Raw genomic sequence first — 15591 nt, forward strand, 5'->3', positions numbered from 1 at the left:
CTATAAAACCTTTTGGACATTATAGCATTTTTCGTACAGAAATACAATTCTTACAGGCCTGTCTCGACTTGTTTTCGGTAAGCTTTTGGTGATTTTCCGCACAATTTACGGAAAACTTTGTAAAAATAGCCGACATTACTGTAACCAACGGCATAGCAAACATCTTCAATACTATCATTGGTTGAAAGCAAGAGCTGTTGCGCTGCCTTAATTCGCTGTTTGTTGAGCAGTTCTGCAAAGGTCGAGTTGGTTTCTCGCTTAATCAGCTGACCGAGGTAGACTGGGTTAATAAAGAGATCCTTGCTAATATCCTTAAGTGAGAGCTCTTTTTGATAATCGCGGCCGATCACCTCTAGAACACTGACCACATTTTCATTCATACGATACTGGCCAAAGAACTTAGTCAAGGTTGCTTTGATGTAGGCAACCAATTCTTCAAAGGAGTTAATAGCATGGATGGCTTTGACAATCTCTGTCATATCATCTGCTTTTAGATGCTCAAACAAGTGGAAGACATCCATGACAAATTGGGTGAAGAGTTGTTTGGTGATCGCCACGCGCGGTGTATTCTCTAATACAACCTTCTCCAGCAGGGTCAATTCTTCGATGATTTGATTGATATTTCCTTGGATAATCACGCGATAAATCGGTCCGTAATAAGCAAATAGACTCTCGGATTTTTCTAGATTGACAGAACCGTAAAAGAGGGCTTTTTCTGCGTTGATCTTCCATTTTTCAAAGGCTTGTTGGTAGGGCGCTACAAAAGGCGTTACTACGATTCCATCTAGTGGTTGATCAGAGATGAAAATCTGCCAGTCTTGACCTAAAACATAGTAAGGTATAGTGAAAGAACCTTGTTTTTCCTTAGAAAGACCTATCCACCAGTTGTCTTTACCTGCTAAAAAGTTGACAAAGCCTTCTTCATCCAATTCTTGGCTGAGAGTCTGGCTCTGCTCCACCTTTTCCTGAAGTTGGCTCGCAATTTTTTCTAATAAATGACTCAACTCCACCTTATCCACTGGCTTCACCAGATAATCAACGACACTCAGGTTCATTGCTTTCTTGACATAGTCAAACTCCTGATAGCCAGACAGCAAGATATAATAGGCGTCTGGGAGAATCTCCTTCATCTCCTTGATCATCTCTAGTCCTGTTTTATCCGGCATATTGACATCCGAAATAATCACATCAACCGGATGATGCTTGACATAGCCCAGAGCATCGTCGGCATGATTGGCTGTTGCGACGACTTTCATATCCCATTTTTCAAAGGGAATCAAGCGCTTAAGCCCCTCTGTCACCATGTACTCGTCGTCTACTAATAAAACTTTATACATTTCTACCCTTTCTATTCATCCTGGATAGTGATTCGATAGCGAACACCTTCTTGCTCAGCTGATTCTACACTGATTTGGTAACGATCCCCAAAATAGAGGACAAAGCGTTCGTGTACATTCACTATTCCGATTGACTGCCGCTCACCGCTGTAGCTTGCTTCGTGCTCAAAACTTCTCTGAGCTAATTTCTCTTGCAAGGCAGCTAATTTTTCAGCAGGCATGCCACGACCATTATCGACTACTAGGATTTCAACAAATCCCTGACCCTTCAAGACCTTGATGCTGATGACATTGTCTGTTCGACGGTGGTCAATACCGTGGGCAAAGTAATTTTCGACCAATGGTTGGAGCGTAAACTTGGGAATCTTCATATTTTCTAATTCTGGCGCGATCTTAAAGCCATAAGCTACTGACTTTGGATAGCGAACCATACAGAGATAACTGTATTTACGACAAAATTCTAGTTCTTGTTGCAAGGTCGTTTCACGCTCATCAGAGATATTGTTACGCAACAAGCTACTAAATTCATAGATAATATCCGCCAGCTCATCTTGGCTTTCCATCACTGCATACATGCGAAGAAATTCCAATGTATTATACATAAAATGCGGGTTGATCTGAGCTTGCAAGGCTCGCATATTGGCATCTTTTTGGCTAAGTTCCAACTGATAAATATCGTGGATATTTTTTTCCAGTCGATCTAACATATCATTGGTTGTTTCTGAGATAAGGAGCAATTCCTGATCTTTCTCAGAGGTATCGATGCGAAGTCCCTCTTCTCCTTGGGCAATAACCTGAATAGACTCGACCAAGTCCACCACCTGTTTTTGATATTTTGAAAAGGTCTGTCTCAGAGTGATATACAAAATGATGATAAAGAGAATACTTAGTCCAATAATGACAGCCGAACTAGTCAACGTTCCCTTAAGAACAAAATCCTTAGGAACAGCCACACGAACTTGATAGCCATGAGAGGTGACTCCTACAAGCCAGTTCTCCCGCTCTGCTGACACCTTCTCCCCAAGCTGAAACATCTCCATATCGAAAGGCGAAGTCACCGTCACGGCCATTGGTGTGTTACCTCGGGTATTGTCAATAGCTCCACGTAAGACATCTGGGGATAAAGAGATGTAGATCACTCCTAAATCCTGATCAGAAACGGGATCGGATACAGGAATGGCAAAACTATTGGGAGCTGGTTTGAAATTTTCTGCTGGAATTTTCTCTCCACTTCGTTTCCCTCTAGTTGAAACAAAAACTTCTTTGTAATCTTGGAGGACAATTGCCACCCCTGTCACAAAATCATTGCGAACATAGAGATCGTCGATATTTTCATACAAGGATACCGAGATATAAGGCGAAGCCTTGCGCTCTAATTGCCAATAAAAATAGTCTGGCGTACTGAGACTAAAGTACTTGTAAATCCCTTCGATACGAGCCTGATTTTCAACCAAAGTCTGGGCAAGCCGAGTCGACTCTCTATGGTAATATTCAATCTCACTTACTGTCCGAGTCGTCACGCGTTGAGCTACTCGCTGAGCTTCTTTCTCGCGCGAATCCCAGTCAGCATAGGAAATCATCACCGCAAAACTAGCAATGATGATGATCATAACGAGGCTATAAATCCGTAAAAGAGAGTGAAGCCAAAATTGCTTCATTCTATTTTGTCGCCAATTTTTCATGGATACTTTCATAAATAGGTTCTAACATATCACTGATAAAGAAATGCCACACACCAATTCCTACAAAAAAGAGGAGAGCAGGCATATAGTAACCAACTCCTACAAGCAAGCCTGTTCCAATCAGAACCTTGGCGATTGCTGGCAAGCTCATAAAAATCCCAATAAGAGACAATTTCACGGTATTTCGGTAGGATAAATCAAAATATACCTGAAGTTTCAAGGAAACAGTATAGGCTAGAAAGACAAGGGCAACTACAAGAACATTAAGAAAGGTTGCCAAGAGATGAAAAATAGTCTGATGGGGCAATTGAACCAAAAGATACAGACCATAAACTAATACTAAATCTACAAATACAAAACTATAGAAAGCGAGGTTGCTCTTGACAAAGTTACTCTTATAGAGTTCCCAAGCTTCTTTCAAATGATAAGCTCTATAAGTATAACCGTGCTCAGCATATAAACTCATAAGGGTTGCACTAGCTGGTGCCAAACCAAAGACCACACCTCCTGCTAGTGTGAATAACCAGAAAAAAGCTGTCACAATCATTCCTAAAAAGAAACGATTAAAGACGAATTCTAGAAATTTTCCCATGATATCCTCCTTCAAACAACTGTGTAACTATTATATCATATTTCAAACGTTTTCAAAAATATAGAGTGTCCATTTACAATCCTCTAAAAGCGTGATACAATTGATTTTGTTAGTTTATATCAAGGAGAAACTCATGAAGAAAAATATCTTAACCACCCTCTTAGCTGTCGTCCTTTATTTCCTCTGTCTAGGGATTGGAGTAGTACTTGGTCACTTGGTTGACTCAACGGGCAATATGTTCTATGCTCCGGCTTTTTCAGCCCTTGTTGGGGGTAGCGTCTACATGTTTCTTCTGGTAAAAGTTCCTCGTTTTGGTGCCATTACCACTCTCGGGCTCTTTATGGCTCTCTTTTTCCTAGCTAGCAAACACGGCGCTGGAGCCTTTCTTCCAGCTATCGCCTGCGGTCTTACAGCAGATGCCACCGCTCGCCTCGGCCACTATCAGGATAAGATTAAAAATCTTTTCTCCTTCCTCGTCTTTGCTTTTAGCACAAGCGGTCCTATCCTCCTCATGTGGATCAATCCAGCATCCTACGAGGCAGCTCTCCTCGCTCGTGGAAAATCTCAGGAATACATTGACCGTATCATGGTCGCTCCAGAGCTAGACAAAATTTTTCTCTTTGTCGCAAGCATTCTCCTTTGTGCCTTGATTGGTGCTTTGCTTGGACAAGCCATTAGTAAAAAGTTTACACACAAAATCTAATCACTAAAAAAGAGCCCTTCGGCTCTTTTTATTTATGACTTAATTTCTTGGTCAAGAAATCTCCCAAGAACTGGATTGTAAAGATAATCAAGATGATAATGATAGTTGCCAAAATGGTCACATCGTGATTGTAGCGGTTAAATCCATAAGCAATTGCTACGTTACCGATACCACCAGCTCCAACTGCTCCCGCCATAGCTGTTTCACCAACAAGGGAAATCAAGGTCACAGTCGTCACACGAATCAAATCTGGAAGACCTTCGGATAGGTATACCCCAACGATATCCCAGAAAGTCGCTCCACTAGCTTGCGCTGCTTCAATCACACCACCATCCAACTCAGCCAAGACGACCTGCACCTGACGGGCAAAGAAGGCAAATACCGCAAAAGAAAGTGGAACAAGAGCTGCATTTGGCCCGATGCTCGTCTTCACAATCAAGTGAGAGAGTGGCGACATGATTGCCAAGAGGATGATGAAAGGAACCGCACGGAAAATAGAGGTAATCTTGTCTAAAATCCAAAAGACAACCTTATTTTCCAAGACACCGCCTGGCGCTGTCAAGACGAGGAAGAGACCTGCCACCAGCCCCAAGAACCCTCCGATAATGAAGGAAAGAACTGTCATATAAAGAGTTAGGTAAATGGCTGTTCCCCAGCCTGCCTGACCAGACCAGCCCATCTTATAGACATTTGGTAAGTAAGTTTGAATCAAGTCTGTCATTCTACTGTCCTCCCTTCAATACTTTTAACTGCACACCCGCTTGACGGATAGCCTCTTGGGCGCCTGCTAGCGCTGCTTTTTCACCTGACAAGACCACAACCAATTCTCCAACAGGAGTGCCATCGAGAATTTCAATATTCCCATAGAGAATATTAGCTGTTACTTGGTAATGTTTATACAATTCATTCAAAAGTGGTTCGTCTGTCGAAGCCCCTGCATACTTGAGTTGCACCAAAAGGCTATTCGCAGACAAATGCTCCACAATTTCTTGCTTCTCAATCTTGACCATGGCTTCGTCAATACCTGTGGCAGTTGAGATGAAGTCTTGAGTCAAAGGTTGTTTAGGATCTGAGAAGATTTCAAGGACACTGCCTTCTTCAATCAAACGTCCATCCTGCATGACTGCTACACGATTAGCAATGTCTTTGACAATCTGCATTTCGTGTGTAATCAGGACAACGGTCAAGCCTAATTTTTGGTTCAAATCTTGCAACAAGGCCAGAATTTGCTTGGTTGTCTTAGGGTCGAGGGCAGACGTTGACTCGTCTGAAATCAAGATTTTTGGATCATTGGCCAAGGCACGCGCAATAGCCACACGCTGTTTTTGCCCTCCAGATAGTTGTGAAGGGTAGTTTTCAGCACGATCTGCCAAACCAACCAAGTCTAACAACTTAGCTACTTTTGCTTTCTTTTCTTCCTTGCTGAGTCCAGAGTGTTTAAGGGCAAAGGCTACATTTTCCTCTGCTGTTTTTTGACTCATGAGGTTGAAATGCTGGAAAATCATCCCGATATCTTGACGTTTGCGACGCAACTGCTCTGCCGTCAAGGTCACCTTACCATCAAAAATCACATCGTCGTCAATGGTAATTTTCCCTGCAGATGGTTTTTGCAGGAGGTTAATCACCCGGACTAGAGTGGATTTTCCTGCTCCAGAATATCCAACGATCCCGTAGATATCCCCTTCTTGGATGTGAATGGTCACATCCTTGACCGCTGTGATGGTTCTCTTCTTTTGGTGAAAGGTCACATCGATCTGATCTAACTTGATAATATCTCTACTCATAGCTTCTAATCAGCTCCTCTACTAATTCAATATGGGTGTAGTAATCGGCGATCCGCACGTTTTCATCTCCACCGTGGTCTCGGCTATTGGCATTCCCTAAACCGAAGGCTACCATAGGTACCTCTAAGGCGTCAAAGACCGTATGCATAGGTCCTGTCCCCGCTGTAGTCGGTAAGACCGATACGCCCTGCGGATAGAATTTCTTGGCCAACTTGATGACATTGAGAATGGCTGGCGCACTCATATCGCTTCGATAACTCATCTCTCCCAAGGTATAATATAATTCTACCTTATCAAAACCATTTTTGTCTAGCTGTTTCCGAATTTTTTCCAGAACATCATGTGGTTCTAAGCCAGGAACCAGACGAACTTCTAGCTTGGCATTAGCTTCTGCTGGCAAAATAGTCTTAACACCCTGACCTTGATAACCTGACTGGATTCCCTCTATATTGAGTGCAGGCTCAAAGAAGAATCGTTTGAGAAAGGCAGCGCGCTCCTCTTGTAAAAGAGGCAATTCCAAGCCATAAATGCGACTGATTTCCCCGGGGTTGCCTTGTGCATAGGTATCCACCAAGGCTAGCTCCCGTTCATTCGGCTCTTGGACATCCTCGTACAAGCCTTCGACCAAGATACGACCATCTGCAGCGCGCAGGCTACTTAAGGCCTGGATAAGATACCATGGTGCTGACTCCACGACACCACCATAACTCGAGTGAATGTCCACATCCGCACTTTTCACCTTGGCATCAAAGGTCACGATTCCCTTGTTTCCACCAGAAATTTCTAACTGCTCCAAGGCATTTTTGGTTCCTTGCTCCCAAACTAGCAAATCTGCTCCACGGAGTTTGTCTGCGTGTTTCTCTAAATACTTGTCTAAATCCATAGAAGCAGACTCCTCTGCCCCTTCCATGATAAAGCTGATGTTGACCGGCAGATCATCGTGGTCCTGCATATATTTTCTCAGAGCACTCAAACGAGCCGTGATATGTCCCTTGTCGTCGTCAACCCCACGTCCATACATAAAGCCATTTCGCACAGAAAGTGTAAAGGGATCCTCTGTCCAGATCTGATCTCCGTCCGCTGGTACGGTGTCATAGTGATTATAGAAGATCAAGGTCTTAGCATCTGGACGCGAACTCTTGAAGTGCGCCATGACAAAAGGCGCCGTGTAGCTCTCATCAATCTCGACTTCAGCTCCCACACGCTTGAAAATCTCACCCAAATAGTTTGCGACTTCCTTGAGCCCGACCTGCTGGGCAAAGACTGATTTCTTGGAAATCAAGGTACGCAAAACTTCAAAATAATGTTGGGCGACATGATCCTTTTCAAATTTTTCAATCTGCTCTTGTTCACTAGGAAAAACCATTTTCTCTCTCTTTCTACTACGTACTTGCGTCCTCAAAACGACAACAAGTGCCTCTTTAAAATCAACTCTCTATACAAAAGCAAGAGGTGGAAACTCTCTCCCACCTCCCTATGTCTTATTACCAAACTGGTTGGTCCAAACCGTCTGATGTTTCTTCGATAACTTTTTTCACTTCATCAGTGTGGTAAGCTGCAATAATTTTCTTGATGGCATCAGCTTTAGGTGATGATTCCCAATCTTTTTTCGCAACGATGATGTTGTACCATTGTTTTGAGTTTTCATCAGCTTGCTCTTTGAAGAGTGCTTTCTTGTAGTCCAATTTTGCTTCTGTAACGAAGGTATTGTTTACAACGGCAGCGTCAACTGATGACAATGAACGAGCTGTCTGGCTAGCGTCCAATTCAGTAATTTTCAAGTTCTTTGGATTTTCTGTAATGTTCGCAACTGTTGCAAGGGCAGTTCCAGAAACATCCAATTTGATCAAACCAGCTGATTGAAGCAAGTAAAGCGCACGGCTTTCGTTTGTTGCATCGTTTGGTACAGCGATTTCACCGTTATCTGGGATTTCTTCCACTTTAGTGTACTTGTTTTCTTCTCCATTTTTACCTGAGTAAAGGCGGATTGGAGAGATATAAGTATCTGCAATCGCTACAAGGTCTTTCCCGTTTTCTTTGTTCCAGTTGTTCAAGAAGTTGTAGTGTTGGAAAGCGTTCAAGTCTACTTCGCCGTCAGCAGTTGCCTTGTTTGGTTGAGAGTAATCAGTAAACTCTGTGAATTCCAATTTAATGCCGTCTTTCTTAACTAAATCTTGGATTTTATCCCAACGTGCTTCTTCAGAACCACTACGGTTAACTGTTGCGATTTTGACAACTGTTTCGTTGTCAGCTTTCTTTTCTGCATTTCCGCAAGCTGCAAGAGCCAAACCTGCGACTGTAGCAAGAGCTGCTACACTGAGCCATTTTTTAATTTTCATAATCGTTTCTCCTTAAAAATAATACTGTAACAGTATCTCATAAATTGTTTGATTTAACAAATTGTTAATAGATAGGCAGATATATAGTTTAAAACTATATACCTCCAGAATGGAAAACCATCCATCTACCAGAGAATGGATGATTTACAAATTTATTTGATATCAGCTTCTGCTGGTAGGTAAGAATCACCAAAGAACTGTTGAGATAGTTTTTCAAGGGTCCCATCTTTGTAGAGTTCTTGGATGCGTTTGTCCACAAATGATTTCAACTCATCTTGACCTTTAGCAAGGAGTGGGTAAACATAAGGTTGTTGGTCGCTTGGAAGTTCAATGACTTTCAAGTTGTCCAAACCTTGGTTTTTGATAACGGTCTCTACACCGATTTTATCAAAAATCTTATAGTCAAACTGTCCATCACTCAAACGAGACATGATTTGTTGGAAATCTGCCTTAGTGTAGTTAAGAACCGTTGGATTGTCTGCGTGTTGTTTGTTATATTCTTCCAATTGTTTTGCTGAGGTTGTTCCTTGAACAACTTCAGTAGATTTTCCACCGATATCATCGAGAGATTTGATGCTATCGTCGTCTTTCTTCACAACAAGAACGTTAGGATTTTTAGCAGCTGGTGCTGCGTAAAGGTATTTTTCTGCACGTTCTTTGGTATAGCTGAGGTTGTTAACAGCCATTTGATAACGGTCACTATCAAGTCCTGGGAAAATCCCTGACCACTCGGTCTTTTCAAACTTGACTTCATACTTGTCAGAGTCTTTAAAGATTGCGCGAACTACTTCAATCTCAAAACCAGTCAATTCACCATTTTCTTCATAGATAAATGGTTTTGGTGAACCGTTAGTTGCTACGACGATTTCTTTTTTACCAGATGTTGCTTCACCTGATGCTGCATCTTTCTTCTCACCACCTGAGCAAGCTGCTAGCACACCTGCTGCAACAAGCCCTAGGGCTGCAAGAGATGAATATTTGACGATTTTTTTCATGTCATTTCCTCCAAAATAGAATACTGTATTATCTTAACAGAAAAAAGGAATTTACGCCATTATATGATATCTATCTCTGTGATAAGTTTTCTTTATGACTGATTTAAAAGACCAAACGTAAGACTGCAATCAAGACCACTCCAAAAAGAACTGTGCCCACTAGATTGCGGTAGCGAAAGGCTACCCAAGCCGTTGGAAAGACTGCCATGAAGTCCAGCCACTTGATCTGAGGAAGGCTCCCAACCTTACCTGACACCACACTTGAAAGGATCAAGGCAAAGATGATGGAAACAGGCAAAAATTTCAAAAAACGCTCAACGATAGCTGGCAAACCCTTGTACTTAACCAAGATGAAGGGAATCATACGAGGTATCCAAGTCACTAGGCCCGAAAAGATAGCGGCTAACAAAAGATATTTACTGACCATCTAAGACAACCCCCATTGTACATCCAAGTAGCGTCGCAAATAGAACAGCTAGAGACTGAGACACCACTGTCAAGAGCAAAAAGAAAGACACCGTAACAACTGCTAGGATTTTCAGCAGATTGCGGACAGGAATCCGTCTTTGCATAATCTGGAACTGCGAAGCAAAAATCCCGATAAACATTCCCACAAGGGCAAAATCAAGGCCAAAGATTTCTGGATTTGGCAGTAAACCACCTAGAGCTGTCCCAACAACTGTCCCAACAAACCAAGCTACATAACTGTTGAGATTATTCCCATGCATCCACATAGGATTGACCTTGTCTGTATGGGCTAATTCTCCCATCAAAACCCCGTAAGTCTCATCTGTCAAGAGACTAGACATACCGATATTTTGCCAGAGACTGGTATGACGGAAATAGGTCGACGCATGCAAGCTCAGCAAAAAGAGTCGTAAATTGATTAAAAAGACTGTCATGGCAATGGCTGCTACAGGTGCTTGGACCGCAATCAATGCCAACATGGCAAACTGGGCGCTCCCAGCATAAACAAAGAGGCTCATCAGGCCCATCTCAACAGGTGTCACATAGGGCGCACCGATAATCCCACAAGCTAGACCGATACTAACATAGCCAAGGGCAGTCGGCATGGCAGCCTGAACACCTTCCCAAAATCCTTTTTCTTTCATCTTTTTCCTCTTATTTTCTTCGTTTGAGGCTGTTCAAGGTCACAGCCACAGCAAGAAATATTATAACACATTCATAAAAGAGAAAAAAGTTTAGAGTTTGGAACTTGGAGCTAGTAAACATTGTAAAAAAATTTTACCTGCTTATGGATACATGAGAAATTGATCCACTCGAATCATATACTTGTTGGCTTCAGTTTTTTCAGCATATTCATCTTCTGTCGGATAGACATCGACCCAGAGTTCCCACTGTTGTCCTTTCAATTTGACCTTGTAGCGATAACCGTCATCGTATAGTCCTACCGGATCAGTGGTCATGGACTGGTAATCTGGGAGTGCTTCAAGTTCAGTTTTTACATTCTGGGATAAGGTATTGAGCAATGCTTTCTGCTCAGCTTTGGAGGAAACGGGGAAATAAGTCGCTACTGTCTCCAAGCGATGCGATTTTGAAAATGTGAATCTTACTCGACCTGTATGGCCCTTCAAAGAAATATTTTCGTAATCATAGAAAAGGCGGCCTGTTTTGTAGAAATAAGGGTCTTCTGCACGCCAAGTATCGCGATAGGCCATTTCCTCTTCTTCCATCACTTGGCTAGCCTCTCCAAATACTTTTTCAAAAGATTTAACAGGCATACCGAAAGAAAGGGATTCAAACAAGACTAGTTGTGTCTTTTTGATATTATGGCAAGCTGATAAAAGCATGAGTAAAGCTCCAAGAGCAAGCAAACTACTAATTATTTTTGTAATTCTCATATATCTACAATACAAAAAAAGTCTCAGACTGACAAACTTTGGATTTTCCGATTACATTTTGAGACTTATTCTCTAAATTTGGAGGAAACAAAGGACTACTCAAAAATTAGTAACAGACAGTCAAAATAAAAAAGACTGAAAAAACAGTCTTATTTATAATACTTAGCTAGTCAGTTCTTTTGTTTTTATGATTGGCAGAAACTCTAAAACAACAAGGGCAGAATTTGACCAATGGCATTATTGACTATATGCAGTCCAATAGGCCAATAAATGGACTTGGTTACTCTAAACAAGACTGCAAGTATGAGGCCACCACCCATATATACGAAAAAGTCTGTCAAGACCCAACCGTGATTACTAATGTGCAAGATTCCAAACAAAGCAGCAGAACCAAGCACATCCAGACCCCACTTCTTTCCTTTTTCCAGAGCAGTCATCACCAACCCACGATAAATCACCTCTTCAAAAATAGGACCTGCAATCACAGGATAGAAAAAATACATCAAAAATGCCGTTGCACCTGTAAAAGTAGGAACATCCAGTTGATAAGCAATTTCATTTTTGGTAGGTGGGAAAATAACAAATGTGACAAAATTCCAAATAACAAAAGCAAGAAGAGCTAAAAAGGAATAAAAAAGATAAGACCCTTTAAATTTTCTACTGTTGATTTGTTGCCATTTTCCCGACCAAATCATAGCAATAAGAGCAAATAAAACCACAAGAAAATTCAACATCATATCCGACAGATAATAGGTAAAGTCAGATAGACCAGCAGCAAGGTTGCTGCGTAAAACTAGACCACTGAACTTCTGGTCAGCAATAACTAGTAGAAAAGCCATAATAAAGTAGTGACGTGAGATTATCTTTTTCATTCTATTTTCTCCTATACTATGAAATAAAGACAGTATAACACGAAAACTGCCCTAGTTCAAACTTGGATAGCTGGGATGCTGTCAGTCCATCACAAGCAACATCTGACTGCTTGAGTTTTCTCGCCAGACGCAATTCCTTGTAAAATTCTCCCAATTCCATCTTTTCAATCATGGCCAAACTCCCTTTACTATTCTATTCGTAAAAACTTTTCCTTTTTTAACATATTATAAAATATTTTAGCAAAAAAGCCAGCTTCAAGCTGACTCTTTATTCCATGGTATCAAAGGCAAGACTTGGTTTGGCATTGAGGTTCAAGTCTGCAAAGTTTTCTTTGTTCCATTCGCTGACACTGGCATAGGCAATCATACCTGCATTGTCTCCACAGAGACGCAGGGGTGGAATGATGACCTTGACATCTGTAATTTCGGCCGCCAAGCGTTCTCTAAGACCTTTATTGGCCGCCACACCACCTGCGACAACAAGGGTTTTAACAGGGTATTTATCTAAAGCTTTCTTGGTTTTTACCATGAGAATATCCATGACAGCTGCTTGGAAGGAAGCACACAAATCCTCTGTAGACAAGCTTTCTCCCTTGTGCTCAGCATTGTGGTAAAGATTGATAAAGGCAGACTTCAAACCTGAGAATGAAAACTCCAGATTATCCTCCTTGATCATGGCACGAGGGAAGTCATAAACATCCTGACCTTGATGGGCCAACTCGTCAATCTCGCGACCTGCTGGATAAGTCAAGCCCATGACACGACCGACCTTGTCATAAGCCTCCCCAACTGCATCGTCTCGTGTCTCCCCAACAATCTTGTAATCGCCAGCCTCTGACACATAGACCAACTCGGTGTGTCCTCCGCTGACCAAGAGTGCTAGGAGAGGAAACTCCAAAGGCTCCACACTCTGAGCTGCCATGAGGTGACCAGCCATGTGGTTGACGGGGATAAGTGGCAAACCATGCGCCCAAGCAAAGGCCTTGGCAGCTGACAAACCAACAAGCAGAGCTCCGACCAATCCTGGTCCGTAGGTAACCGCCACAGCTGTCACATCGTTTTCAGTAATTCCTGCTTCTGCTAGCGCCTCCTCGATACAGGCTGTAATGACCTCGACATGGTGACGACTAGCCACTTCTGGCACCACGCCACCAAAACGTTTATGACTCTCAATTTGACTAGCAATGACATTGGACAAGAGCTCGTCATCATTTTTCAAGACGGCGACACTTGTCTCATCACAGGATGTTTCAAATGCTAAAATATATCTATCCTTCATCTATTTCTCTCTTCATGATAATGGCGTCCTCGACTGGGTCATGGTAGTAGGCCTTTCTCTCAGCGATGACCACCATCTTTTCTTTCTTGTAAAATGCTTGCGCTCGTTGGTTTGACTTTCTCACTTCGAGGAAAATATCCTTATCTGTCGGCAGTGTCGCAAACAAGGCTGACGCAATTCCCTGACCTTGATAGGCTTGTTTGACAGCGATTTGTAGGACTTCGGCTTCAAAGAGATTCTCCTGAACGGCTAGAAATCCAATCACTTCTGCCCCATCATAAGCCAGAGCATACCAAATCTGATCTTGGGACAGGTCTGCTTGGATTTGCTCCAAAGTCCACGGGCTGACTGGGTAAACATCTACCATAACAGCATAGATAGCTTGAGCCAAGTCAGCTTGCTGTTGGATTCGTTTGATCTCTATCATAGGCGTTTAATGTAGGACTCGCCAGACTCAGTGTGATTCTTGAGCCAGTTTTCCTCGGCTTCGACACGCTTGAGGTAATTTGGCACAAAGTCGTGCAAGGAGTCTGCTTCTTTGTCCCTGGCCCAAAGAGCTAGATTAGCTGCATTTGGCAAGGTTTCTTGGTAGCTGGCTTGTGGTAGTTGTTCTTGGATCTGTTCCACAAAGGCTCCAACTTCTCCGACAAAGGTCACCTGCTCAGCATCCTTGACCTGCTCTAGCACTTCCGCAAAAGACAGATGCGCTTCTGGCAAGACTGGCTTGGCATTTTCATAAAAGCCTGCATAGACATTGTTGCGACGCGCATCCATGATAGGAACCACCAAGCCTTCTTTTTGGCGTGGCACCAGAGCCAATAGACTAGACATCCCCACTAACTCGATGTTCAGGGTATGAGCCAAGGTCTTGGCAGTTGCTACCGCGATTCTCAAACCTGTGTAGCTACCAGGTCCCTCTGCCACCACGATGCGATCCAAATCCTTGGGTGTCAAATCTAGACTGGCCATCAAAAAATCGATAGCAGGCATGAGGGTGATACTGTGATTTTTCTTGATATTAATAGTCGTCTCGGCAAGAAGCTGCTTGTCCTCTAAAATGGCTAGAGAAAGAGCCTTGCTGGACGTATCAAAAGCTAATACTTTCATAACACATTCCTATCTTTTTGTCTGCTTACTATTATACTACAAAAGCTGACGCATGGGAATTTTCTTTCTCCCCAAACAAAAAGTCCTGCTACTTAGACAAAGAGGATGGCAAAAAATCAAAAAAGTTCTAGCTTTTTTCTATTTTTTCCGAATATATAAGTGAACAAGAAAATTGAAAGGATCGCCATAAGAAGTTTAGATAAGTCATGCTAGACAAAAGACACATTTTTAGAAGGGTAAATTTTATTCTCTTCATTTCTTACAGTTTGCTCATCATTTTCAATGATTTAAACATAATCGTTACACCCTTACCAGTTGATTCATCTGTTTGTATTGTTTTCTTTTTATGCTTCAACTCGATTTTTTCTGAGAAAAGAGGGGCGTAAAGATGGCGAATCCATTGACTCTTTTAACCGTCAATGTTAAAATATAATTGAACATTGGCAGGAAAATCAGGTTGAGTCTTTGACTCTTCGGGTTGCAGTGCTATCCCTGAAACTTTGGTTTCTAAAGAACTGAAATTGCGATTGAACAATTCGCCCCCAGTGTTTGACGGCTCTTGACTTCGGTCAGGAGCTTTTTATTTTTTGTTTAAAGCAATTTTATTTCATCTTGTCATCCAAGTTTTACGCTTTTGTCAGTCTTTACTTTCTCATTTTCCGTCTTTTACTAATTTTTCATTTTGTGGTATAATTGAAATAATTGTAACGAATCAAGGTCAATCTAGACTCAAAATGGAATGAAATCAAGCAAATCTCTACTAAAAGTTTGGAATAAGCTGACCTGTAAATAGAAAGGAAATGTAATGATTTACAAAGTTTTTTATCAGGAAACAAAAGAGCGCAGTCCGCGCCGTGAAACAACACGCTCACTCTACCTAGACATCGATGCTAGCTCAGAACTTGAGGGCCGTATCGCTGCTCGCCAACTTGTCGAAGAAAACCGCCCAGAGTACAACATCGAATTCATCGAACTCTTGTCTGACAAATTGCTAGATTACGAGAAAGAAACTGGCGCTTTCGAGATTACGGAGTTCTAA

The 15591-nt window shown here is 42.1% G+C and carries 17 protein-coding genes and 1 pseudogene; 2 read left to right on the top strand and 16 right to left on the bottom strand.

Annotated elements, in window-relative coordinates:
* Positions 1-50 precede the first annotated feature (50 nt).
* The 3 genes from MK409_RS06160 to MK409_RS06170 are packed head-to-tail and all read right to left on the bottom strand — an operon-like array spanning position 51 to position 3611.
* Positions 51-1337, bottom strand: coding sequence for a response regulator transcription factor (locus tag MK409_RS06160; RefSeq protein WP_268705683.1), 1287 nt, complete (start codon positions 1335-1337; stop codon positions 51-53).
* Between the two features lie 11 nt (positions 1338-1348).
* Positions 1349-3019 carry a sensor histidine kinase gene (locus tag MK409_RS06165; RefSeq protein ID WP_268705684.1) on the bottom strand — a complete coding sequence of 557 codons (1671 nt, stop codon included), beginning with the start codon at positions 3017-3019 and terminating at the stop codon, positions 1349-1351.
* Positions 2997-3611, bottom strand: coding sequence for a YesL family protein (locus MK409_RS06170; RefSeq protein ID WP_268705685.1), 615 nt, complete (start codon positions 3609-3611; stop codon positions 2997-2999). The genes MK409_RS06165 and MK409_RS06170 overlap by 23 nt, the downstream gene beginning before the upstream one ends.
* Before the next feature lie 133 nt (positions 3612-3744).
* On the opposite strand from MK409_RS06170, the gene MK409_RS06175 reads away from it, so the two are divergent.
* Positions 3745-4314, top strand: a complete 570-nt coding sequence (locus MK409_RS06175) for an MptD family putative ECF transporter S component (RefSeq protein ID WP_268705686.1) — start codon at positions 3745-3747, stop codon at positions 4312-4314.
* Positions 4315-4342: 28 nt separating this feature from the next.
* Here MK409_RS06175 and MK409_RS06180 read toward each other — a convergent pair whose 3' ends face one another.
* The 13 genes and pseudogenes from MK409_RS06180 to tsaB all read right to left on the bottom strand — a co-directional run bounded on the left by MK409_RS06180 (position 4343) and on the right by tsaB (position 14552).
* Entirely contained in the window at positions 4343-5035 is a 693-nt protein-coding gene (locus MK409_RS06180; protein WP_206283850.1) for a methionine ABC transporter permease, read from the bottom strand.
* Position 5036: 1 nt separating this feature from the next.
* Positions 5037-6098, bottom strand: coding sequence for a methionine ABC transporter ATP-binding protein (locus tag MK409_RS06185; RefSeq protein WP_096408537.1), 1062 nt, complete (start codon positions 6096-6098; stop codon positions 5037-5039).
* Positions 6091-7464: a M20 family metallopeptidase gene (locus MK409_RS06190; RefSeq protein ID WP_268705687.1), complete on the bottom strand. Its 1374-nt coding sequence runs from the start codon at positions 7462-7464 to the stop codon at positions 6091-6093. Before MK409_RS06190 ends, MK409_RS06185 begins: the two co-directional genes overlap by 8 nt.
* A 118-nt stretch (positions 7465-7582) precedes the next feature.
* Positions 7583-8437 (bottom strand): MetQ/NlpA family ABC transporter substrate-binding protein, encoded by an 855-nt coding sequence (locus MK409_RS06195; RefSeq protein ID WP_268705688.1) that lies wholly within the window; start codon positions 8435-8437, stop codon positions 7583-7585.
* 152 nt (positions 8438-8589) lie between these two features.
* Entirely contained in the window at positions 8590-9432 is an 843-nt protein-coding gene (locus MK409_RS06200) for an amino acid ABC transporter substrate-binding protein (protein ID WP_268705689.1), read from the bottom strand.
* 103 nt (positions 9433-9535) lie between these two features.
* On the bottom strand, positions 9536-9859 hold the full coding sequence (locus MK409_RS06205; RefSeq protein WP_268705690.1) for an AzlD domain-containing protein: 324 nt from the start codon (positions 9857-9859) through the stop codon (positions 9536-9538).
* On the bottom strand, positions 9849-10544 hold the full coding sequence (locus tag MK409_RS06210; RefSeq protein WP_000659757.1) for an AzlC family ABC transporter permease: 696 nt from the start codon (positions 10542-10544) through the stop codon (positions 9849-9851). The genes MK409_RS06205 and MK409_RS06210 overlap by 11 nt, the downstream gene beginning before the upstream one ends.
* 141 nt (positions 10545-10685) lie before the next feature.
* Positions 10686-11294 carry a hypothetical protein gene (locus MK409_RS06215; RefSeq protein ID WP_268705691.1) on the bottom strand — a complete coding sequence of 203 codons (609 nt, stop codon included), beginning with the start codon at positions 11292-11294 and terminating at the stop codon, positions 10686-10688.
* A gap of 203 nt (positions 11295-11497) precedes the next feature.
* Positions 11498-12166: a CPBP family intramembrane glutamic endopeptidase gene (locus tag MK409_RS06220; protein WP_268705692.1), complete on the bottom strand. Its 669-nt coding sequence runs from the start codon at positions 12164-12166 to the stop codon at positions 11498-11500.
* Between the two features lie 46 nt (positions 12167-12212).
* Positions 12213-12338 (bottom strand): annotated as a pseudogene (locus MK409_RS06225) (MutR family transcriptional regulator); the annotation flags it as partial.
* Between the two features lie 96 nt (positions 12339-12434).
* On the bottom strand, positions 12435-13445 hold the full coding sequence (tsaD, locus tag MK409_RS06230) for a tRNA (adenosine(37)-N6)-threonylcarbamoyltransferase complex transferase subunit TsaD (protein ID WP_268705693.1): 1011 nt from the start codon (positions 13443-13445) through the stop codon (positions 12435-12437).
* Positions 13435-13872 carry a ribosomal protein S18-alanine N-acetyltransferase gene (rimI, locus tag MK409_RS06235; protein WP_268705694.1) on the bottom strand — a complete coding sequence of 146 codons (438 nt, stop codon included), beginning with the start codon at positions 13870-13872 and terminating at the stop codon, positions 13435-13437. The genes tsaD and rimI overlap by 11 nt, the downstream gene beginning before the upstream one ends.
* Positions 13869-14552: a tRNA (adenosine(37)-N6)-threonylcarbamoyltransferase complex dimerization subunit type 1 TsaB gene (tsaB, locus tag MK409_RS06240; RefSeq protein ID WP_268705695.1), complete on the bottom strand. Its 684-nt coding sequence runs from the start codon at positions 14550-14552 to the stop codon at positions 13869-13871. Before tsaB ends, rimI begins: the two co-directional genes overlap by 4 nt.
* An 805-nt stretch (positions 14553-15357) precedes the next feature.
* Between tsaB and MK409_RS06245 the strand changes: the two genes are divergently transcribed.
* The gene (locus MK409_RS06245; RefSeq protein ID WP_000639585.1) at positions 15358-15591 is read left to right on the top strand and encodes a DNA-dependent RNA polymerase subunit epsilon; all 234 of its coding nucleotides are present in this window, start codon (positions 15358-15360) and stop codon (positions 15589-15591) included.

The organism is Streptococcus oralis, assembly GCF_026782375.1.
GTDB lineage: Bacteria > Bacillota > Bacilli > Lactobacillales > Streptococcaceae > Streptococcus > Streptococcus oralis_CL.